The sequence below is a fragment of the Mucilaginibacter sp. BGA-UO-ETr-C110 genome, from assembly GCF_059567985.1.
Genome location: NZ_JCAQPB010000002.1, coordinates 3,126,352 through 3,148,459 on the forward strand (window position 1 = coordinate 3,126,352; position 22,108 = coordinate 3,148,459).

The window sequence follows — 22,108 nt, forward strand, 5'->3', positions numbered from 1 at the left end:
GGTGAAGGACAAAATCCTTCACCATATTTTTTTGCCAACTATTTTAAACCATTTCAGCAGTTTTTAAACGTCTTATCAATGTTACATTAATGAACTTTTGCCATTTAAAAATGGTTATTAAAATGTATTATATTTGGTTCGTATATACATGAAGAAGACAGAAACTGAGTTAACAGGCGTTAAAGAAATAGCCCGTAGGGCAAACGTATCCATCGGTACCGTTGACCGGGTAATTCATAATCGAAAAGGGGTCTCTGAAAATACCAAGCAGAAAATAAATGCCATTATTGAGGAACTAAATTTTCAGCCAAACAAGATGGCCAGCCTGCTGGCCTCCAGAAAAATATTAACCTTTGCCATTTTAATACCCGCGGTTTCCAACGAAACTGATTATTGGAGCTACCCTTTGAACGGAATAAAACAGGCAGCAGCCGAAATAAAGCAATTTGGCGTAAGCGTTAAATATTATTTTTATGATCTCGACTCAAAAAACAGCTTCAACACAGCGGCCGATGAGCTATTAAATAGCGAACCACACGCCATCTTGTTAGCGCCATCTTTTGTGGAAGAGTCGATAATATTGGTGAAAAAAATCCAGGAGCTTGGCTTGCCCCTCGCGTTTATAAACTCTGATTTGCCCAATCAGGATAACCTGACCTATATTGGCCCCGAGCTTTATCAAAGCGGCAAACTTGCCGCTCAGCTTATCAGTTTCGCCATTCAAAAATCGGACAAAGTATTGACCGTTAACATATCCACAGATCTGGAAAATGATCACCATTTATTGCGGAAAGAACAAGGTTTTAAGAAGTTTTTTGATGACGCCGGCAAAACGAACGAGTTATTAACACTTAATATTAATGAAACTAAGCTTGTAGCAGTAGAGAAATCATTGTTAGGCGCTTTATCCACCAACACCGCCATCAAAGCAATTTTTGTTACCAACTCCAGGGTAAATATTGTGGCCAAGATATTAGAGAAGCATAACAAAAAGGATATTTTGCTGATTGGTTATGACTTTTTAAAGAAAAACATCAATTACCTTTTAAGCGAACAAATTACCTTCCTGATCTGCCAACGTCCTAAAGAACAGGGATATTTGGGCATCATGGCACTCTACAAATATCTTTTTAAGATCAGCGAAGTCGAAAAATCCGTTTATATGCCCATCGATATCATCACTAAGGAAAACTATCAATTTTATAATAGTTGATCAAGCCTTAATCCTGTATTTCCTGTTTTGCTTTTTTATCAACCGGTTCTTTATGATAACCCGGGTTAAAAGGGTCATAATAATATATACCTGCCTTTATATAATAATTAAGATGCATCCGAAGCCTTTCGTTAAATAAGCGATCATCTTTCATTGATATATTAGTCCAGCCTGATTCAGCCAGTGCTGCTAAACGAGGGAACAATAAATAATCCAGTCTTTTCTCTGAGACAACAGTCTCTGTCCATAAGTTAGCCTGTACCCCAATGATGTTCCCGTGGCTATAAATTGTATCCGAAAGCGAGTTTTCGGGAAAATGATAAACATTTGTATAGGAGTTGTAAAGCTTAGCCCATTTTCTGCCAGACCTATGCGTACTATCCTGAACAAAATCAAAATACATGGGTAATCTTGGGCAAAGGATCACTTTATACCCATCACGAAGTGCTTCAGTAAGAACAGCCGGCTTATCCTGGCGCCACCAATTGATCACAACACGGTTAGTTGGTAAACCAGCAGCCACAGCTTCATCCCAGCACATCACTGTACAATTAAGTTTTTGGACGGTATCGGCTATCCTTTTTAGAAAATAAAATTCCGCTTGTTTATAATCGGTAAACCCCTTTCCATTCATCAGCTTTTTAACATCCGGGTTATTCTCCCAAGCCTTTATACCAAGCGTAACCTCGTCGCCACCTATATGGATCATATTTCCGGGGAAGACTTCTTTAACTTCTTTTAGAATATTGCTAATGAAACTATAGGTGATCTCTTTGCCCGGATTAAACGTAAAGTTTTCAAATCCGGGCGTTGTACCTCCGGAATATATAGGATAAGCATGGTTTGCGGCGGTTGCATGGCCGGGCATATCAATTTCAGGTACAATTTCGATGTTACGCTGTTTAGCAAAATTGACAATTTCCTTTATATCATCTTGTGTATAATACTTTGTGGATGCCAGCGAGTCGGTAAAATTGCCAATTCCTCCAGTTGTAGTGAGTAAAGGATATTTTTTTACTTCAAGTCTCCAGCCCTGCGCATCTGTCAAATGCCAGTGAAAACGGTTCAGCTTATAAAAAGCCATCCACTTTAATATTTTCTTTACAACCTCTTTCCCGAAAAAATGTCTTGATTCATCAAGCATAAATCCCCTCCATTGATACCGGGGCTGATCGGTGATCGTAACGCCCTGTAAAATTATTTTCGCCCTCTCAGTTTTTGCAGATCTGCACAATTGCAGCAAAGTAACTATCCCATTAAATACACCAGCGCTGTCTGGCGCCTTAATACTTATTACACCGCCGGAAATACTTAATGTGTAAGCGCCGGAAATTCCACGGGTTGTATCCCTGTTAATGAGTATTTTCTGTAAAGGCCCCTTCGCCCGTTTATCCTGAAAAGCCAGCTCCTCGTTTAAATAATCTACCGCATAATTGAACCGGCCATTATTGGTGTAAAACCGGCAGTGTTTTGCCAAAGGCAAGTTATATTTGAGCAATTTTACTTGTTGGGGATAGGGTATCAGGTTTAAATCCTGCGCATATAAAAAAACAGGTAAGGTTATTATGAGGAAGATCAAAAAGGCTCTTTTCATACTAGGCAAGTGTTAAAATAGGTTTTGGTTCGAATTTCACCCTGCCAAAAGCTGCGGGCTGATGAAAATCGGGTTTCTCGGAAACAATTTCAACCCAGCTTAAAAAATGTGGCTGGGGCAGACTATCACCACATTTCGCGAAATTGACAGAACAGGCTTCTCCGCTTAATGATACTTTATCGTGATAACAAAATACCGCTACAGGCAATATGATAGAGATATCCCATTTGATTGATCTATCTTTTGAAATATTATCCATGGAGATACAGATACTATCCTCCACCGTTTTTAGAAGCTGCGATGGTAAAAATTTACGATGTACCCTGCTTTTTCCGTAAGCTCCCTTAACCGAGCCTAAACAGTTAAATTCAAAATTATAGTAACTGGTATCATGCTCAAAAGCTATAAAAAATTCCACGCAATTATCCCTGTGTACTTCCCCATTGAGCTTCCGTGTTCTTACCCGGAGAAACTGTTCTGTTACAGAAAATTTCAAGTGGATACCATCATCAAAATGTGAGATAGAAAAGGCAGCAGTGCAGGATATGGTTTTCTCTGCGTTCCATGGTTCGTAGTCAATCGTATGCAGTGTTGATTTTTCATGGGCATGCACCTCCTGCGAAACGAAAGGTATATTTAAAAATTTCATTTTTGTTTTGCTAAACGATCATATAAAACATGGATCTTCTGATTTCTTAAAAGGTTTTCTTCGTCTATAGCCGATTGATAAAGAAAATCCTTGTTAAGCGCAGTAAATTCATCGTTAAGCCTTTGCTCGTTAGATAAAAGTTTTTTGAGTTGAAGAATATACAACGGTATTTTATCACCCGAAAAATCCGTGGAGTTTATTTCAGCTTCGACCTTCATATAGGTAAGATAATATACCCTTATATCAGCCATTAAAAGATAGTGCCTGAATTCTTGCACACCTTTTACAGGCTGAAGTGATTTGAGCGCTCTCAGAACTTCGGTGGCGCTATCTAACAATTGTCCAACTGTAATTTCTTTAAAGGCTATCACCTTCCCATGAACAACATTGAATGGAGCAGAAAAAAGAGCTTTTGTAAACAGTTTTGATTTCGGGGAATCAAAGCCATAATGGCTGTTACAATAGCTTTCGATAAACTGATCATTACTCCGTTTTCCATTATCATTTAATGTCTTCAAATAGTAATCAACCAGTATATTAAAACCGCTTAGGGGGTATACATGCCGAATGGCGTACAAATCGATAAGTTCATCCTCAGATTCAAACAAGGAAGAGTAAACACCGGAGGTTGACCATGAGGTCATCACGATACCTTTGTACCCCAACTTTCTTGATAAGGGAATAAAATCCCTGATGTTATTAAAATGCTTTTGCCAATCAGTCAAAAAATAATTATCCGGATAGCTCCTTATTGCCGGCGATCCCCATATTTCATACCCGGATTTTAACAATTTGGAATGATCGCCGAAGCGGTTTACATCCCAGCCATAATTCCAATCAATAAAAATGGTTTCTTTGGGAAGTAAGTTGATATAGTCGGGGTATTTCAAAGCAATGTCGGCCCACACTATTGGCCTTTTGCCCAAGCCAACCACAATATCACATAACATTTTAATGTGATCGAAATATAATCTGGACAGTCCTATCTCAGCAGCCCTTTTCTTACACTTTTCGCAATGCCCTAATAAATAAGTTTCGTCACCGCCAATGTGTATATAGGGCGAATTATGGGTTGAAACAAGATCGGTATAAAGTGCTGTAAACAATTTTTTATTTAACTCGGGCTCGCTCGGGCAAACCTGGCTAAAATCTTTCTGGTCTTCCCTCAAAGCGGCGTATTTATAGTTTCTTAAAATATACTCCACATGGCCAAAGCTTTGTTGCAGTGGAATAACCTGTATATGAAGTGATTTACAATAGCCAATAAATTCAGCTACCTCCTGCCTGGAATAAGCATACCTGTTTGCGATCAACGGTTCCTTTACAAATGGGTAGCTACCCTCCCATTCCATGATAATGGTATTGATCCCTTTTGTGCTTAAATTAAGAACAAACTTTTTTAAAGCTGGCAGCTTCATCACCTGTATCCGCATATCCAGGTGAAAACCTTTTATAGCAATTGAATCAGCTGGCTGTGAGTTTACTGCCGATGCAGACAGGCTTAGTCCTATAAGCAATAGCATTAGCCATAATCTATTTTGTAAATAAGCTTTCATAAACTTTTAAGATATTTTGCTTACTATATTATTGTCATTCGTGTACGCACACGAATGACAATAATAAGCATTTATTTGCAGTTTGTTTTACCTAAACGGCGTTCGATAAAAAATTTAACCTTTACAGATCATATTGTAATTCCGATAAATTAATAGCCGGGGTTTTGCTCTAATTTAGCGTCTTTGTTCAGATCAATTTCAGACTGAGGAATAGGCAAAAGCAGGTTTCTTGATGAAATCCCGGTGATCTTTAGTCCCCTGCCTGTAACCCTTTGCAGCAATGTACCGGTGCGCATTAAGGTCATCCGACGATTTTCTTCGGCGATCAGCTCTCTCGCCCTTTCATCCAGGATAAAATCCATCGTTATCATCCCTGCATTTACGGTAGCAGCCTTTGCCCTTGCCCTCAATACATTAATAGTTTCTGCAGCGCCACCTTTATTGCCTTGTTTAAACTGGGCCTCGGCTTTTAGTAAATAGGTTTCACCTAAGCGCATAATGATAAAATCCTTGATCATACTGCTACCGAAGGTATCATTCGGGTCAAACTGATCCCATTTATTGGTTTTGGGAACAATATTCCTGTTGGTATCAATTCCCGGCCCGGTTACAAGCTGACCATAATTGGGCGAAGAGGGGTCATTGTAATAATATTTTCTGCGCAGGTTATATTTTGAATTACGCATATCATTTGCTCCGTACAGGTTTAAAACAAAATAGGTTAAGGCCATTCTACTGATACCTCTTCCTCCTAAGGTATCGCATAAAAGCATGCCCGGTGTATTGTAATACCTGCTGCCCCAAACCCTGCGATGCTGGGATCCCAAAAACCGGTAACCGGGGAATTTAGACTGTAGATCCGGCCCAGCTCCATTTGGTACCGATGCCGGGTTTTCTGTCTCCTCCACCCAGATGGCCTCTTTATTACCCTGACTTCTTCTTTGATTGCCGTATATGAACATATCTGCAAAAGAATCTCCTGGCTGGGATGCCTTAACGCCGTAACGCTCGGTTATCAGGCTAAAATCGCCACTGTTAATAATGGTATTACATTCTGCCTCTGCTTCAGCATCTTTACCGCCAATTCTTAAATATGCCTCAGCGAGTAACTGGGAGGCCATGGACTTGTTAGGCAGCGATTGTGCTACCAACTGGTCGATAGCAGGTGCATTTACTTTGGCAAAAGTAAGATCAGCTACAATCAAATCATTAATGTCCTTTATCGGTGCGCGAACAAAATCAGTTTTAGGTGCGGTTAAAGGCTTGGTAATTAAGGGCACGCCCCCATATAATGTAACCAGGTAATTATAAGCCAATGCTCTGTAAAACATGGACTGTGCTTTGATCTTGTTTCTGAAGTTTGCGCCCAGTTTTACGGCAGGATTATCAATATTAGCAATAACCACGTTGGAATTATTGATGATATTATAGGCCCATTTCCAGACAAATGCGGCAGCACCGTTAGCCGAATTTAACTTTTCGTAATTTGTATAAGGAATTGATACGGGGTCCAGGTCGTCAGGGGCCTTATTATAGGCAACATCGGTCCCCATTTGCCATACGCATAAAAATCCCTGGTTACCATTATTATCCTCATTCATGGTATTCCAGAGCGAGTACTGGCTTTGTAAACCTACAATACCAGCTTCAAATGCAAGAGAATCGTTTAAAGCCTCGGGAGTGAACTTTGAGTAGACATTCTCTTTGAGAAAATCTTTTTTGCATGCCGTCAGCATACAAATTGTTGCTGCGACAATTGCTAATAATATTTTATGATTTTTCATTTGATCTTAATTAACGGAGTGTGATGTTAGCGCCTAAAATAAATGTACGAACCAATGGATAGTTACCTTCCGTATTACCGGTAATGCCATAGCCCACTTCAGGATCCCAGCCATACCATTTGGTAAATGTTGCCAGGTTTCTTCCACTCAGGTAAACCGTAAGGCCGCCAAGTTTCAATTTGTCGAGCAATGCTTTGGGCATACTGTAACTTAAGGTCACATCTTTTATCCGGGTATAACTTGCATCTTCGGGATAACCGTAATTCAAATAGTTAACATAAGTAAGCTTAGGCCTGGTATCGCTTTGATTTGTGGCAGTCCAGTAACCTAAGCCACTGGGTAGATTTTGCCTTCCGCCAAAATCCTTAAAATTGATCGCATCATTGTTTTTTGTAACCCCCTGAACCGTTTGGATAAAGATATTGAGGTGGAAGTTTTTATAATGAAAGGTATTGGTTATCCCACCGGTCCATTTTGGAATTTCCTGCCCGATGATGGTCTGATCTTTACCATCCGAGGTAATCGTTTTACTTCCATCAAGGTCGGCAAATTTCAGGTCGCCGGGCGTAGCGTTCGGGTCCTGGTTTGCCGGATTTTCCCCAACCTTCCATACCCCTTGCAATTTATAGTCATAAACAATATTAACCGGGTGCCCTATAAAAAAACGGTTCCCTATATCGTCTTTCTTATCGCCATACAGATCAACTATCTTATTGCTATTGGTAGAAAAATTCAAATTGGTTTCCCATTTTAAATTATTACCAATAATATTCTGCGTTCTAAGCGATATTTCCAGTCCCTGATTGGAGACCTTACCAACGTTAGTAACTACCTGCGAGTAACCAGTTGCAGAGGGTAAGGCCCGATATAAGACCAGATTTTTGGTCCGGGTATTGTAAGTTTCAATTGTACCGGTAATCCTGTTATTCAGAATGGTGAAGTCGATACCTATATTGCTGCCGTAGGTACTTTCCCACTTCAGATCTTTATTGCCCAGGATGTCGGCAATTACACCAGTTGTTGGATGGCCATTAGACGGAATGGAAATGGTTGTGAATGTGGAGATGGTAGATGTAGGGTCGACTGCCGACTGATTGCCGGATAAGCCGTAAGAACCACGTAGTTTCAGGTTATTGATAAAACTTACGTTTTTCATAAAGCTTTCATTACTGATATTCCAGCCAAGAGCAACCGATGGGAACAAACCATATTTGCTGGTGTTAGCGCCAAATGCGGAATAGCCATCCCGTCTTGCTGTAGCGGTAAATAAGTACTTGCTATCGTAATTATAATTAACCCGCAACATTTGCGAAACCATTTGAGTGGTAATAGCTTCTGACGATGCCGATATGGTATTAGCCCCTTGCAGATTATTAAACTGTAACGCGTCATTAATAAAACCCGAAGCGTTTATTGTAGATGAGTACAATTTATTTTCCTGGGCACTGTATAATCCTGTAAAATCGATGTGATTTTTATTCCAGTTTTTCTCGTATGACAATATATTTTCAACTATCCATTTTTTGCTTTCGCTGTTCACTACTGCTGCGGTACCTCCTGCAATATCACCGGCAAGCCTTCCTTGGTAATTCTGAAACAGCGTGGGTGTATAGGTGTAACCAGCGTTAACACGATATTTGAAATCTTTAAACGGCTTTAATTCAACGTAAACATTGGTTATAACATTCTGGCGCCTGTCATTCCTGTTGTTAAGCGTGCCTAACATAGGGCTCTGAATGGCTTGCTCTCCCTGCATGGGAAAAATAGCATAAGTACCATCCGGGTTTTTAAATCTTCCGTAAGGGCTTACATCAGATGCCAGTGTTAAGCTGGCCCTTCCTCCGTCAGAGTTATTGCTAACCAGGTTAAGGTTTACACCAGCGCTTAAATAACTGGTTATTTTGGCATCAATATTTGACCGGATACTGGCCCGCTTATTCTGATAGCCTAATAGCACCCCCTTCTCGCTAAAATAATCTCCGGAAACGTAATATTTAACATCTTCGTTACCGCCCGATATACTCAGGGTATGATCCTGGATAAATCCCTGCTGCTGGATCTCTTTCAACCAATCGGTGGTTATACCTGCCGCATAATTCTGTTGCTCATACAGGTTGGGCACAACAAAATCATTAGTTACGCCGGCTTGTTCTTTCCAGTCGGCATACTTTTTAACGTACTCCGCTGGCCCCATTGGTTTTAAGGTATGTGCAAAGTTTTCAAAGCCTGCATAGGTATTAAAATTGATAGCGGCCTTACCCGTCTTGCCACGCTTGGTAGTGATCAATATAACACCATTTGCACCCCTGGTACCATAAATTGCGGTAGCCGATACATCTTTTAAAACATCTACAGAAGCAACATCAGAGGTACTGATATCGCTCAGTGAACCATTTTCAAAGGGGATGCCATCAATCACGATCAGGGGTGCTGTTTGTCCGTTGATGGTATTAACCCCACGAACCAGTACCGAAGGTGACTCACCAGGAACAGCGGTACCTGTGGATATATTTACACCGGCAACGGCCCCTTGCATGGCTTGCAATACATCACCAACAGGGAGTTGCGATAATCTGTCTTTGGGGAGTGATGAAACTGAACCTGTTACATCAGACCGTTTGGCGGTACCATAACCAACAACTACAACCTCGCTGAGGGCTCTATTAACCGAAGTCATGCTGATCTGCATCATCTGGTCAAAATTGGCCCTTACTTCTACGGGCTTGTATCCAATACTGCTAATCTCAAGAATAGCGTCATTGGAGACATCGATCTTGAACATACCCTGCGCATCAGAAATTGTACCGGTCGAAGCATTTTTTACTTTTACCGAAGCACCAACCACCGCCTCTTTAGTCACATTATCGGTTAGCTTTCCTGTGAGCGTTTTGTGCTGCGCGAAAGCCTGGGAGCTTATAAAAACGGTCAGCATTAGAATCAGGGTTTTGAGTACCCCTCTGAAGGAAAATCCATAACAACAAAAAGTAGTTGTTGTTGGCTTTACTGGTTTAGGCAGTCGCTTAAACTCAATTAAAGAAAAAGTACTGGGAGGTCGTTGTTTGATCATAGCTTAATTGATTAGGTTAATTTATTAGGATATTAATTTTCCTTTACATGCTGATTAAAACCTGCAGTCTCATCCGTTGATCACGTTCCCTTATTTTCTTGTAAAGGATCGCCTTAGTTAAAGGCGATCCTGCTTAATCAGAAAAAATAGCATATCGTTAACGTACACATTAATATCGTTAACGTACACGTTAAAACAAATATATACACTTATGTTAATTATCAAAATTTCTTTTTTGCTTTTTTTTACAATATTTTGAGATGTCCGTCCTGGATTGGCAATGGATAGATTTAGTGCCTTTCAAGTACCCTGGATGGTTATGAATTTTTAAAATACCAAGGGAAATATTGATAAACCTGATTAAACCAAAAAAGAGAAGGTATACCTTCTCTTTTTTGGTTTAATCAACAAATCCTTATAATCTACGGCTATGGCAGAGGATTATTTAAAGCAGGCTGTAACTATCGTTATCAACAAAGAGGATAGCATTATCATGTGTTTTCAATATCGTTGAAGGAAAAATTTCAGATACGGGCTGCATTAGCGTATATTGTATTGCTGTCGCTTTATTAACTCCCGGAACCATGCAAAACAAGTAAGTTCCTTTCATTAAAGCAGGTATAGTCAACGTCACTGCGTATTCTGGCACGTGAGCCAGAGTATCAAAGCAACCGTCATTAACTTGCTGTTGCCTGCAGGCCAGATCAAGTTGAACTATTTTTACCAATTCCGGATCATTAAAATTTGCCACATGTGGATCATTAAAAGCGATGTGGGTATTCTCCCCTATTCCCATGCACACAATATCAGTTGGGTTATTGACCAGCAAACGAGAATATCGCTCGCATTCGGTTTTAACATGAAGTAAATCTCCATTAATATAATTTACCGATGCGAAAGGAACGCGATCAAAAAGCTTTTCCTTAAGAAAACTGCTAAACAACTCCGGAGCACCCGTTGGCAAGCCTACGTATTCATCCATATGAAACGCATTTATTTTCACCCATTCAATACTTTTATCGCTGGCCAAAGCATTTAAAAATTCATTTTGTGAAGGAGCGGCAGCAAAAACTATGTTGATAACCGGCTTATCAATCAGTAATTGTTTAATCTTTTTGCTTACCATTTTGGCCGCTGTTTCGCCAAGGGATGTCCTGTTTTCAAAAACCAGCACTTCGAGTTTTTCTTTTTTTATAATTTGCTGCATTTGTATTGCTTATTTCAGGATAGGTTTAATATCTATTTTATATTGCTGGTATAAACTACTTTGCCTCCAATAATGGTTTTACAGAGGTTGATCTGCTCATCAAAGAGCACCAGGTCGGCATCTTTTCCAAGCTCAATAGATCCTTTTCGGTCATTTGCCCCCATTATTTTAGCAGGCGTAGCGGTCATCATAGTTATGGCATCAATCAAAGGCACATCGGCAAGTCTGACCATGTTTTTTACCAATTGGATAGTTGTGGCTACACTTCCGGCAAATGCGCTTCTGTCAGGTAATTTCGCTACATTATCTTCTACAATCACTTTCAAGCCATTTTTGAGATCACCAAGAATACTTTCTCCTGGCGGCATGCCGGCGGCCCTCATCGCGTCGGTTATCAGGGCTATTTTATCAGGGCCTTTGATCTTATAAACCAACTTGAGCAAAGCCGGGGGCAAGTGTACCCCATCAGCAATTATCTCCACGGTCATGTTATCCAGCAGGTAACCAGCCTCTATAACACCAGCATACCTGAAAGCATTACGCCTGGATACGCCCGACATACAAGAGTAGAAGTGCGTAATATGGGTGTAACCATTCTCATAAGCTTCTAAAGCCTCTTCATATATGGCATCGGTATGCGCAATAGATGGTAATATTCCCTTTGATCTAAGGTATCTGCCAAACTCCAGAGCACCTTTTAATTCGGGGGCGGCGCTCCATCGCTTTACAATGGATGATCGTTGTAAGACCTCTTTATATTCATCAGGGTCAGGCAATCGTATAAACCTGGGGTCTTGAGCACCGCGCTGATCCATTGCAAAGTACGGCCCCTCAATATGCATACCTAAATAGCTTGCTCCCAAAACGTTTAATTTTTCCGACTCTTCATACAAGCTCAATGTTTTAAACAATGCCTCCGGTTCGCAGCTTAGCGTGGTTGGCGTAAATGATGTTGTTCCGTGGCTTGCGTGTAATTTGGCAATCTCTAAATAAGCAGTAACCGTATTATCCATAAAGTCGTGACCGCCACCGCCGTGTACATGAATATCAATAAACCCGGGAGAAAGGTATTTGCCGGCAGCGTCAATCACCGTATCGCTTTCCGTATCTATATTATTTTCAGCAATAGCGGTTATCTTGCCATGATTAACCAATAAGCTTCCGTTTTTAAAAATCCGGCGGGGTGTTATAATTTTTGCATTAATGATTTTCAAACTTGAAGAATTCATTTTTTGAGTTATTTATATTAAAAAGTCCATTTCATAATCCTATGGCCATAAAACGCGTAAAAAACCAGGTAGCAATAACAAGGTAATAATACCAGGTAGGCTTGTTGTAAATTAAAACGATCTGCAAAATAACCGTAAAAAAGCGGCAGGATCGCATTACCACACAATCCCATAATTAACAATGAAGCACCAATTTTTAAGTATTTGCCCAGGTTATTGAGCGCCAACGGCCAGATGCCCGCCCAGATCATGGAATTTGCAAAGCCTAAAAGCACAATAAACCATAAAGATATAGCAGAATGATGGCCAAGGAGATCAACCTGCCCCCAGCTGGTAACCACAAAGATCGAGAAAACAGATCCAAGTACCGTACAAACACGAAGTGCGTTTTTTTGAGATATCGCCCATGGAATTAAGCAGATCCCCATCAGGTAACCGCATATGGTTGCAAATAGCGTGTAAGAAGGAAATACCTTAGCCTCTGCTAATGGCATTCCCATGCTTTGCGCGTACGGTATGATAGTATCTATGGCAATAACCTGCGAGCCAACATGAAAAAAGATCGCTACTGCACCAAGTACCAGGTGAGGAAAATGGTAGATCTTTGTTTTGCCAAATTCGTCCGGGAGCTCTTCATTATCCCCCACTTTATCAATTTCGGGCAGCGGTGAATACCTGGTCAATAGGCCAAGCAAAGCGAGTATACTGCCCACAAAAGCGTAAGGCGGTATAACACGCTTAATGAGTATATCCAATGCCAGTTTTTTATGAACCTCATCCATCAATTGAATATCTTTGAATAATTGACTATCACCTGGTTTGATGATTACAGCAGCCAATAGTAATGGCGCAATTATGCCTGCCGTTTTATTACAGATCCCCATCATACTGATTCTTTGGGCTGCCCGATCTTTTGCTCCCAATATGGTAACGTAAGGGTTAGCGGCGGTTTGCAATATGGCCAATCCAATGCCGATAATAAAAAGACCTGTAAGAAACAGATAATATGACCTGATCATAGCTGCAGGAATAAAAATGAATGCCCCTATAGCCATAATCCAAAATCCAACCATCATACCATTTTTGAACCCGATCTTCTTTAGCAGATACGAAGATGGAACTGAAATTACGAGGTAAGAAATATAGAACGCAAATGTGACCAGATACGACTGAAAATTTGTAAGCTGGCAGGCAATTTTGAAATATGGGATGAGTATGGCATTGATCCATGTTGCAAAGCCAAACACAAAAAACACAACACAAATGATCAGCAAGGGTATGATGTTTTTAGATGCCGGGCCTTTCATAAAATAAGCAGTTCTAATTAATATATCTTCGTGTACGTACACGAAGATATATTAATTATATCCATCTGTCAATTTTTTTCGAACTAATTTTCAGCTACGCCCGTCGTAACAGTAGCGCGGTCGACTATTTATAAAGTTATTTATTTACCGATACAGAAAGTACTTATATACTGGTAATTAAGTAGTTGTGGATTTTGAGTAACAAATCAGGAACAAAAATTTCAACCTGTTTTTAGTGTGGTTTTCACAGGAGGTGATGTGGAAAACTCAATGCTAATTAAAGTAAATTCCAGATCAATTCCAAGTCAAAACATAGGTTCTCTTTTCTCTCCGTTTCTCAGCGCGATGAACCGCCCTCAAAAGAGAGGAAAAAAGATTTAATATCCTGTACTGTTAAATTAGATATTTCCTGTTCAATAAGCAATATGATTAATACTCAATATTACCGGTACTCTTTGCTGCCCAATAAACAAGTGCTGGCTGTAACAATAGGCGTACAAACCTTTTATTATCAGAATTTAAGCCGAACGCACTTCTCTTATAAATGAATTGAGAAATATTGCCCGGGAAAACAGCAACGAAAAAAGCAGCAGTTATCTTTCCTATGGTCCTTTTATATTTTTCAGGGGTAAACACCAGCGCACTCCCTAAGGCTATTTCAACTATTCCCGAATAAAGAACAGTATCGTCTTTTTTTAGAGGAACCCAATCTGGCACCTGCGCCTGAAAGTCTTTCCTTGCAAAGGTAAGATGACCGATCCCTGCAAATACCAAACTTATGCCTAACAGCATCCTTCCAATTCCCTTTACATTTTCTTCTTTTATCTTCTTCTGCATTGCAACTATTGTTTACAAATACCATTCCATCTATTTTAACGGTCTGACAAAACAGCGGTTTGAGTACCGTTGGGTAAACAGCAAAAAAAGGCGCTCCAGATTACACCCTCCTTAACAGCGGCGTCATGTTAGCGACAAGATATTTAATTACAACATGTTTTTCACAGTTCAGAGTACCCTTAAATTCTAGTCATTCCCTTGATTTGGCAGTCAGATATAATTCCCGATTATCTGACTTGTATACTAAAGCGCAGGTTATCTGGTGGTAAACATTTTTCATCATTACAAACCATAAAACTCAGCGTCCCCTTTATCGTAGCTGCGGCAGGTTTAAGCCTGATCTTTTGCTGAAAGATCACTGAATGTTCAAAGAAACTCACATTCATGCTAAATGATTCCTCAAAACGGGTTATTGGCTCCGGTTCGATGGTTGCGCCTATAAGTACATAATTTATCGAAGGAGTAAACACAAAACTGGTTCTTACAGGGCCGCCATTATCCACTTTTTTTTGCGAATAAATATGCCAGCCATCATCTATAGTAGCTTTAAGAAACAATACAGCTTCGGTTTTACTTATTTTTTTCGCTGCATAACTCCAGTGCACGGGATTTTCGATCTGCGCTTTAACATAGGTTGTAATCAGTAATAATATTCCAATGACCAGTAGCTTCTTCATTTTATTTTTTAATTCCACAGCATCTCCTGTTTTTAATATTTTGTTGTAATAGAAATGAGGTAATGCTATTATTAATGATAGCGTTACCTCATCTCGTTAATTAGGCCTGGCTTCCAAGCAACAGATCTATCATAAGTTTCAGATCATCCTCGTTATCTTCACCTATCCGGAAGTTTGAAAAGATAAGGCGCCCGTTTTGATCGATAATGAAATTCATGGGGGCCGCATTTCTATTATCCAGATTACCCTTTACCCTGCCTTTAACATCTTCCAACGGGGTAAAGCTATAACCACTTGTTTTCATAAATGGAATAACATAGTCATTTTGGTCAGAAACTATATTGATGCCAACATATTCCAATGGTTTGTTCTTATATTGTTTCACCACATCTTCAAAATGCGGAAACTCACCGCGGCATGGCCCACAACCAGGAAACCAATAAGTCAGCAAAATAACTTTCCCTTTATAATCAGACAGCGAGGTACTCCCTTCTCCAAAATATTTTTTTAGCGTAAATGATGTGGCTGGCACGGCTTTAACATCCAGGTTCTTTAAAATATCATCCTTTACCTGACTGACATTCTTACCTAGTTTTGTTCCATAGGTATATAGCGCTTTTTGAAACATGGTTGTTGGCGCTTTAACAAACGCATTCATCAAACTGTCATAAGCTGCTTTAGTATTTCCGGTTTTATCAGTTGCCTGAGCTTTGAGCAATACCAGATTTTTGTTAAAGCTGTCATACTTAGAAAGTTTTACTTTACTAAGCGTGATTAGGGCTTCATCCGCTTTATTTTGCTCCATTAGCTTTTTTGCAGCTGCAATGTATTGAGCTTGTGTACCCAAGCCAGTCCAGTTTTTTGCTTCCTTCTCATCCTTCGCGTTCTTTTCCATATCAGCAGCAAAAGCCACGGCCTTTTCTGGATCGGTTTTTAACAAAACAGAAAGATAAGCACTCATACCCGATGCTGACCAGTTAAATTTTGCCGGCGAATAGTTGCTACGCAGCATTTCTAAATATTTGAGCTTATCCTGATCATTGGTTGACCTTACACCAAGCCAATACAGTGCCTGCGCGCCACGCTCGCTGTCAGGGAATTTTTTAGCAACGGCCAGACTCAACTCCCTGTATTTGCCCTGGTCAATTGCGCTAAACGATGCCGCATAATAAAATGCATAATTGGCGTTAGATGGATCAGCCGTGGCAGCCTTAGCCAAGTATTCCCTACCTGCTTTAAAGTCGCCCCAGCGTTCGGCATCTGTTGATAAACCACTCCAGGCTTCACCATACTTAGGATCAATAGCTACCGTTTTTAATAAATATGGTTTTGCTTTAGGACTCTCTATATCTAAATAGGCTTTACTAAGCGCATATGGAACTACGGCAGATTTTGGAAATTTTTTCATCCATACATCATACTGCTTTACCAGCTCAGGATTTTCCAATCCTACAGCATTGATATAAGCTGCGTGTTTGCTCAGGCTATCGGGACTGGCTTCTACTGCCAGTTTTAATTTGTCCAGTTCGGCTTTATCGGTTACAATAACCGGCTTAGTCCGTTGCGCAAAAATTTGAGTTGTCTGAGTGCTGATCAATGCTCCGATCAATACAGCTCTGAAAATTTTTAGTTTAATTGACATTTTGTTTTAGTTTATAATGTTCAACAATAAGATCCTTAATAAGTATTCTGTTCAATTTGTCCCTGGCTGGCATTTATTTCCACACCGTTAATAGGCACCATGTACCTGTTGCTTTTTACTGGTAATGTATAGGTTTGCGGTGTATTCACATCTACAGTACCCACCCCTACTTTAAAAAAATTGCGGGTTACTACCACATCGTCAGAGGCATCATCATTTACGCTGAAACGGCGGATATCCCACCAACGGAATGAAAACGGAAGCTCTCTTCTGCGTTCCTGTAAAATTTGGGTCAAGGCATCAGCTTTATCCGTTGAAGTTAGGGCCACGTATGTTTTTAAACGTTTTGCCCGGAGTAGGTTCACCGCCTCCATCGCGGTAGCTACATCGCCTTTACGGGCAGAGGCTTCTGCTTTATTTAATAATACTTCTGCAACGGTTGGCCCGGTAGGCAGAAAACAGCCATCATAAAAAAAGGTATAACGGAATGTAGCTGGAGTAACAACACCAAAGCGCCTTCCGCCATTCGGGATCATAAAAAGTTGATATCGAAGATCATTGGTAGTATCGTACAGAGAAAGCAGGTTGGAACTTGGAAGAAACCACTGCCTGGAGGTATAAGTGACACGCGTATAAAAGAACTCATCCCAGTTTAAAATCTGAACGATATTCCGGTTGTTTAGAATTGAGTAATTTAGCGTAGCCGCGGGGTTGGCATACGATTCCGGAATGCCGGCACCAATGGTTTTATAATCAACCAGTTTGGCCACGGCAGATGTTAAAGCGCTGTTGGCATTTTGCAAACTTTTGTCATAATCGCCTGTAAACAAGTAATAACGGCTTAAAAAAGCATCAATCGCGCGTTTACTGATGCGCCACCTCAAAGATGCCTGCACATCAGCGGATGCCACCAGGTTTTGGGCCTGTGATAAATCAGCAAGAATAAAATCGTAGGTTTCCTGCAAAGTGGCTCTTTTCAGGGATTCGGTGTAACTGGTGGTTTTTTTTAAAGGTAAACCTTTGCTTTGCATATTGCCTGCGGCATATGGCTGGCAGTAGTAGTTTACCAGGTTCCAGTAACAATATGCCCTGATAAAATAAGCATCGGCTTTGATCCTGTTTTTTTGAGCCTGATCGCCGGTTACCTTATCCACGTTTTCCAGGATCACATTGATCGTAAATATCTTTTTGTACTCCCCATTCCAAAGGGCATCCGACGTTGCGCCGATAACCTGGTTAATGTCAAAAATGTAATAATTAAGCAGATCGACGGTAAATGCAGTAGGATTATTTTTATATAGATCTGTTGTGATCTCTGTATCATCGGTTGAATAAGCCGCTGTAGAATTAGTCCCGTCACAGGGAAAGTTACTACTGCTTAGTGAACTGGTACCCGAGGCATTATTGAGCAAAGCTTCCAATTGATCAGCAGTTTGGATATCCGTTTGTACCTTGGGCTCTTTTTCCAGGTATTTTTTACAGGATGACAGCGGGATAAACGCCAGCATCAGCATATATATTTTTAATTTTTTCATCATTTTTATATTGAATATTTTGAATCCGGTTAGCTTATTGATGTTAAATGCTGTTTTTAAACGCTGATGTTTTTAAAAATTGAGGTTTACACCAAACGTATAAGTAGTCATCGGGCGATCCGTTCCAGGGAGCCAATCCGGATCATAGCCATGCTTATTGGCCGCCCAAACTATTCCTAAATCCCTTACCTGGGCAAAAATTTTAATATTCCGGAATTTGGTCTTACTTATCAATGATTTGGGTAAACTGTAATCCAGCATCATTTCCTTGCATTCTATATAGGAGGAACTTTCCACCAAACCGCTTAAATAAGGTACATACCTGTCCCATAAATATTCCTGGGTTTCGTTGGCATTGGGAAAAGGTGGAATATCAGTTCGCCCGGCAAATACATCTGCTACGTATTTGTTGGCAACAGTTTTACCAGATCCAACATAAGAAGAAGAGTAATTAAAGGTATTATCACGATAAACACCACCCAATTTGCCAATAAATAACACCGAAAAGCTGACGTCCCGGTACCTGAAACTGTTATACCAACCAAGCGTATGTGGCGGCGTCGCGGTGCCTTCATAATTTAAAAACTGCTTGCCCTGACCAGAATTGTAAAGCGCCGCGCTGTTCATGGTCGTGGGCACGCCATTAGGGCCGGCTACCTGCGGCACACCATTAATGGTACCCAGGTAAGTAAAGGAATATACCGGATTAACGGGTTTGCCCTCGACATAAGCATTTGGTATATCCAGCATATTGCTGGCGTAAATGGCAGGATTATACAGGCTGGTCACCTTATTTTTGTTATAGGCATAGTTAATGGAGGTATTATAAAATACAGGGACCCCTGGTATTTTAAGATTTGTGCCCAGTTCAACTTCTATACCTTTATTGGTAATACCTGCATTATTAAACTTCTGGCTGGTTGTCCCGGTTGCTGCGGCCAGTGCAACTGCACCTGTTATATCCGTTCCAACTTTGTTGTAAACATCAATTTTACCCGAGAGTTTACCTTTAAAGAGTATAAAATCTGCCCCTATGTTGGTGGTGGTTGTTTTTTCCCAGCGAAGCGTTGGGTTACCATTGTCTGAGATGGTTGCCGTTATGGTACCGGTATTTACATTTGGTGAAGTGGATACGGATAAAAGGGTATTTGTCGAAGTACTCCTTTCCACATTACCATTCCGGCCATAAGTAACTCTCAAATTCAACCGGTCAATAAAGCGGATATCACTGGCAAAACTCTCTTCTTTAATATTCCATAAACCACCAACAGACCATAAAGGCTCCCATCTTAATGACGGGATACTGGTAATAAAGTTTGACGCGTCACTTCGGATACTCCCTGATACAGTATACTTACGATCGTAGGTATAGGATGCATTGCCATAATAAGACACATAACGGTTGAGGTTATACCCCAATGTTGTTGCACCTCCGTTTAAGGTGGCGGTTGCCCCGGTTACCGTTTTAAACTGATCAACCGAACTGCCATAACCATATATGGGCACTGTTGATTGCAGCTTATCCGGATAATATCCATAAAGCCATGGATTAGATCTTGTATCCGTGCGGTACTGAGATATCTCCATACCCGCGATCGCGTTAATACTGTGTTTTGTTCCGAAATCCCGGGTAAAATTCAACTGGTTCCGGAATACATAGCTTGCCGTGTTAACCGCGTTGACCATCGCTGTGGAGTTAGTAGGGTCCACCTGTGCCTGGCCCTGGTCAATGCCCCCCTTTGGTAGAAATACCCGGCCCACTGCTTTGGTGGTATTATTGTATTCCAGGTTGGTATTAACCATATTACGTACATAATAGGTATCATCACTATAATAATTATCATAATCTGTTTTCCCGCGCTCATACTGCAGTTTGGTATCAAAGCTTAACCCGGGTGCCAGCTTTATATTGAAGCCCGTTTGTATCCTGGCATTATAATCCTGGCTGGTCAGATTCCGCCCTCTTACTTCCCGTAATAAATTATAACTCCAGTCTGAATAAGGAAAACTGCTTAAGGGCAATGAGGATAGTATCGCCCGGTTTTTACCGTTCAGGTTCACAGAATAATTGCCGTTAGGGTCCTGCAAGGTTTCATAAGGCGACAGCTGCTGCAATTCAGCAAGCGTAGCGCCGCTGGTTTCCTGCTTTTTATATTGAAGGTAAAGTCCGAAGTTGAAGGTTAAAAACTTAGCTATTTTGTATTCATTGCTGAAATTCATGGCGTACTTATTGTATCCAGAACCCTGATAGCGCGTTTTATTATCTTCAAACATCAATGAAGCGTATGATTTTGACCGATCCGTGCTCGCGGCAAAGCTCACGTTGTACTGGCTGAGCACGGCGCGCCTGAGCAGCAGGTCGCTGATCTGTTGGTGATTATTGATCCTACTTAGACTGTCCAGACCAGAATTCATCACGGCAGTACTGATCTTGCCGTTTTTATTGGCATAAAGCAATTCCTGGGCTAAGGTCAATGAATTGCTTAAATCAGTAGGAAAAGCACCGGTGTACTGATTCCCGCCGAATAACCAATTATTGTTAAAGGCCAGCTTCTCGTATTTTACCTGGTCGGCGGAACTGGCTGTCGGCAGTAACTGATTAAGATCTGTTAGTGCCGAAACCCTGGTGAATACATTGGCATCAATTGTAAGCCCCGTTCCCGTCTTCGCTTTTTTGGTTGCAATAACTACCACTCCATTTGCTGACCGGGCGCCCCAGATTGATGCCGCGGCAGCGTCTTTCAGCACGGTAACCGATTCAATATCATTCGGGTTGATGGTCGAAAAGTCACTGGTAGCAAGCGGGAAGCCATCTACAACCACCAGGGGATTCCGGTCCGCATATAAGGAGGTATTGCCCCGGATCAGGAAACTGACGCTCCCGTCGGCATTTTCTTTACCCTGCATACCTGCTACCATCCCCTGCAAAGCGGTTGACAGATTCGATACCGGCCGTTTTGATAATACGTCCTGCCCCACCTGATCAAAGGAACCAGGCGCCCTTTCTTTTAAAAGGCTTTGATAACCGGTGCTTACCGTTACTTCTTTTAATGATTCGTTTGCTACTACCAGGGCGATGTTCCCCAGGTTGGCCTGCACCGCTATTTTCCGAATTCGGTATCCCAAAAAGCTAATGATCAGGGTATCCCTTTCATCAACATTATTTAAAGAGAATTCGCCATTAATGTTGGTCACCGTTACCTGGTTCCCCATTTGAAGTTTAACAGTCGCACCAACCAAACCCTGGCCTGCATCATCCACCACCCTTCCCTTTACGTCGATTTGCCGGAAATAATCGATAAGCTTATCAAAAATCGATTTTTCTTTTGCTGAGATCAGGATCGTTTTCTTTTCAATAGTGTAAGTCAGGGATTTATTCTCCAGGACATTATCCAGTACGTCTTTTAAAGGGGTATTTTTAAAATCTGCATTGATCAAACCTTTGTTCGCCAGGTTATCCGTCGACAACAAAAAATTATAACCGGTTTGCTTTTTGATCTCTTTAAATAATTGTTCAAGAGACATGTTATTTCTTTTCAAGGTGATCTCCTGGGCAAAACCAGTCGCACTAACCCGCGTTATAATAAATAGTAATAAAATACTGGTTAGTTTTAAATTCATGATCAACCGTTTTTTGAATAACCTGTCAATCCCCATGGAGTGCGAAGGATTGGTTTTGGTTATTTTTCGCCAATAGTAATTAGGCCCACTTAAACATTGGGTAAAAGTTTCATACATTTGATTCTCTGATTTTAGTGAATAAATTGTTGTTTCCGCAAGAATTTCCGGCGCGATCAGATTTTGGATCAGG

The 22,108-nt window shown here is 40.8% G+C and carries 14 protein-coding genes; 1 reads left to right on the forward strand and 13 read right to left on the reverse strand.

Annotated elements, in window-relative coordinates:
- Positions 1-148 precede the first annotated feature (148 nt).
- Positions 149-1,213 carry a substrate-binding domain-containing protein gene (locus AC57BQ_RS13785; RefSeq protein ID WP_496406827.1) on the forward strand — a complete coding sequence of 355 codons (1,065 nt, stop codon included), beginning with the start codon at positions 149-151 and terminating at the stop codon, positions 1,211-1,213.
- A 7-nt stretch (positions 1,214-1,220) separates the two neighbouring features.
- Here AC57BQ_RS13785 and AC57BQ_RS13790 read toward each other — a convergent pair whose 3' ends face one another.
- The 13 genes from AC57BQ_RS13790 to AC57BQ_RS13850 form a co-directional block, all read right to left on the reverse strand.
- Positions 1,221-2,807: a beta-N-acetylhexosaminidase gene (locus AC57BQ_RS13790; RefSeq protein WP_496406828.1), complete on the reverse strand. Its 1,587-nt coding sequence runs from the start codon at positions 2,805-2,807 to the stop codon at positions 1,221-1,223.
- A 1-nt stretch (position 2,808) separates the two neighbouring features.
- On the reverse strand, positions 2,809-3,456 hold the full coding sequence (locus tag AC57BQ_RS13795) for a carbohydrate-binding family 9-like protein (protein ID WP_496406829.1): 648 nt from the start codon (positions 3,454-3,456) through the stop codon (positions 2,809-2,811).
- Positions 3,453-5,012, reverse strand: a complete 1,560-nt coding sequence (locus AC57BQ_RS13800; protein WP_496406830.1) for a beta-N-acetylhexosaminidase — start codon at positions 5,010-5,012, stop codon at positions 3,453-3,455. Before AC57BQ_RS13800 ends, AC57BQ_RS13795 begins: the two co-directional genes overlap by 4 nt.
- A gap of 149 nt (positions 5,013-5,161) precedes the next feature.
- Positions 5,162-6,796 carry a RagB/SusD family nutrient uptake outer membrane protein gene (locus tag AC57BQ_RS13805; protein WP_496406831.1) on the reverse strand — a complete coding sequence of 545 codons (1,635 nt, stop codon included), beginning with the start codon at positions 6,794-6,796 and terminating at the stop codon, positions 5,162-5,164.
- A 10-nt stretch (positions 6,797-6,806) separates the two neighbouring features.
- Positions 6,807-9,863: a SusC/RagA family TonB-linked outer membrane protein gene (locus AC57BQ_RS13810; protein WP_496406832.1), complete on the reverse strand. Its 3,057-nt coding sequence runs from the start codon at positions 9,861-9,863 to the stop codon at positions 6,807-6,809.
- A 445-nt stretch (positions 9,864-10,308) separates the two neighbouring features.
- A complete protein-coding gene (locus AC57BQ_RS13815) occupies positions 10,309-11,070 on the reverse strand; it encodes a glucosamine-6-phosphate deaminase (protein ID WP_496406833.1) in 762 nt (253 codons plus the stop codon).
- A 32-nt stretch (positions 11,071-11,102) separates the two neighbouring features.
- The gene (nagA, locus tag AC57BQ_RS13820) at positions 11,103-12,299 is read right to left on the reverse strand and encodes an N-acetylglucosamine-6-phosphate deacetylase (RefSeq protein WP_496406834.1); all 1,197 of its coding nucleotides are present in this window, start codon (positions 12,297-12,299) and stop codon (positions 11,103-11,105) included.
- Between the two features lie 17 nt (positions 12,300-12,316).
- Entirely contained in the window at positions 12,317-13,606 is a 1,290-nt protein-coding gene (locus tag AC57BQ_RS13825; protein WP_496406835.1) for a sugar MFS transporter, read from the reverse strand.
- Positions 13,607-14,035: 429 nt separating this feature from the next.
- The gene (locus tag AC57BQ_RS13830; RefSeq protein ID WP_496406836.1) at positions 14,036-14,443 is read right to left on the reverse strand and encodes a DoxX family protein; all 408 of its coding nucleotides are present in this window, start codon (positions 14,441-14,443) and stop codon (positions 14,036-14,038) included.
- Positions 14,444-14,670: 227 nt separating this feature from the next.
- Entirely contained in the window at positions 14,671-15,120 is a 450-nt protein-coding gene (locus AC57BQ_RS13835) for a protein-disulfide reductase DsbD N-terminal domain-containing protein (RefSeq protein ID WP_496406837.1), read from the reverse strand.
- Between the two features lie 100 nt (positions 15,121-15,220).
- Positions 15,221-16,762, reverse strand: a complete 1,542-nt coding sequence (locus AC57BQ_RS13840; RefSeq protein ID WP_496406838.1) for a redoxin domain-containing protein — start codon at positions 16,760-16,762, stop codon at positions 15,221-15,223.
- A gap of 35 nt (positions 16,763-16,797) precedes the next feature.
- Positions 16,798-18,300 carry a RagB/SusD family nutrient uptake outer membrane protein gene (locus AC57BQ_RS13845; RefSeq protein ID WP_496406839.1) on the reverse strand — a complete coding sequence of 501 codons (1,503 nt, stop codon included), beginning with the start codon at positions 18,298-18,300 and terminating at the stop codon, positions 16,798-16,800.
- Between the two features lie 69 nt (positions 18,301-18,369).
- Positions 18,370-21,918 carry a SusC/RagA family TonB-linked outer membrane protein gene (locus AC57BQ_RS13850; RefSeq protein ID WP_496406840.1) on the reverse strand — a complete coding sequence of 1,183 codons (3,549 nt, stop codon included), beginning with the start codon at positions 21,916-21,918 and terminating at the stop codon, positions 18,370-18,372.
- Between the last annotated feature and the right edge of the window lie 190 nt (positions 21,919-22,108).

Coding starts and splice junctions, on each gene's coding strand:
- AC57BQ_RS13835 (WP_496406837.1), bottom strand. CDS start 15,120: ATGAAGAAGCTACTGGTCATTGGAATATTATTACTGATTACAACCTAT.
- AC57BQ_RS13785 (WP_496406827.1), top strand. CDS start 149: ATGAAGAAGACAGAAACTGAGTTAACAGGCGTTAAAGAAATAGCCCGT.
- AC57BQ_RS13830 (WP_496406836.1), bottom strand. CDS start 14,443: ATGCAGAAGAAGATAAAAGAAGAAAATGTAAAGGGAATTGGAAGGATG.
- AC57BQ_RS13845 (WP_496406839.1), bottom strand. CDS start 18,300: ATGATGAAAAAATTAAAAATATATATGCTGATGCTGGCGTTTATCCCG.
- AC57BQ_RS13790 (WP_496406828.1), bottom strand. CDS start 2,807: ATGAAAAGAGCCTTTTTGATCTTCCTCATAATAACCTTACCTGTTTTT.
- AC57BQ_RS13840 (WP_496406838.1), bottom strand. CDS start 16,762: ATGTCAATTAAACTAAAAATTTTCAGAGCTGTATTGATCGGAGCATTG.
- AC57BQ_RS13815 (WP_496406833.1), bottom strand. CDS start 11,070: ATGCAGCAAATTATAAAAAAAGAAAAACTCGAAGTGCTGGTTTTTGAA.
- AC57BQ_RS13850 (WP_496406840.1), bottom strand. CDS start 21,918: ATGAATTTAAAACTAACCAGTATTTTATTACTATTTATTATAACGCGG.
- AC57BQ_RS13805 (WP_496406831.1), bottom strand. CDS start 6,796: ATGAAAAATCATAAAATATTATTAGCAATTGTCGCAGCAACAATTTGT.
- AC57BQ_RS13825 (WP_496406835.1), bottom strand. CDS start 13,606: ATGAAAGGCCCGGCATCTAAAAACATCATACCCTTGCTGATCATTTGT.
- AC57BQ_RS13800 (WP_496406830.1), bottom strand. CDS start 5,012: ATGAAAGCTTATTTACAAAATAGATTATGGCTAATGCTATTGCTTATA.
- AC57BQ_RS13810 (WP_496406832.1), bottom strand. CDS start 9,863: ATGATCAAACAACGACCTCCCAGTACTTTTTCTTTAATTGAGTTTAAG.
- nagA (WP_496406834.1), bottom strand. CDS start 12,299: ATGAATTCTTCAAGTTTGAAAATCATTAATGCAAAAATTATAACACCC.
- AC57BQ_RS13795 (WP_496406829.1), bottom strand. CDS start 3,456: ATGAAATTTTTAAATATACCTTTCGTTTCGCAGGAGGTGCATGCCCAT.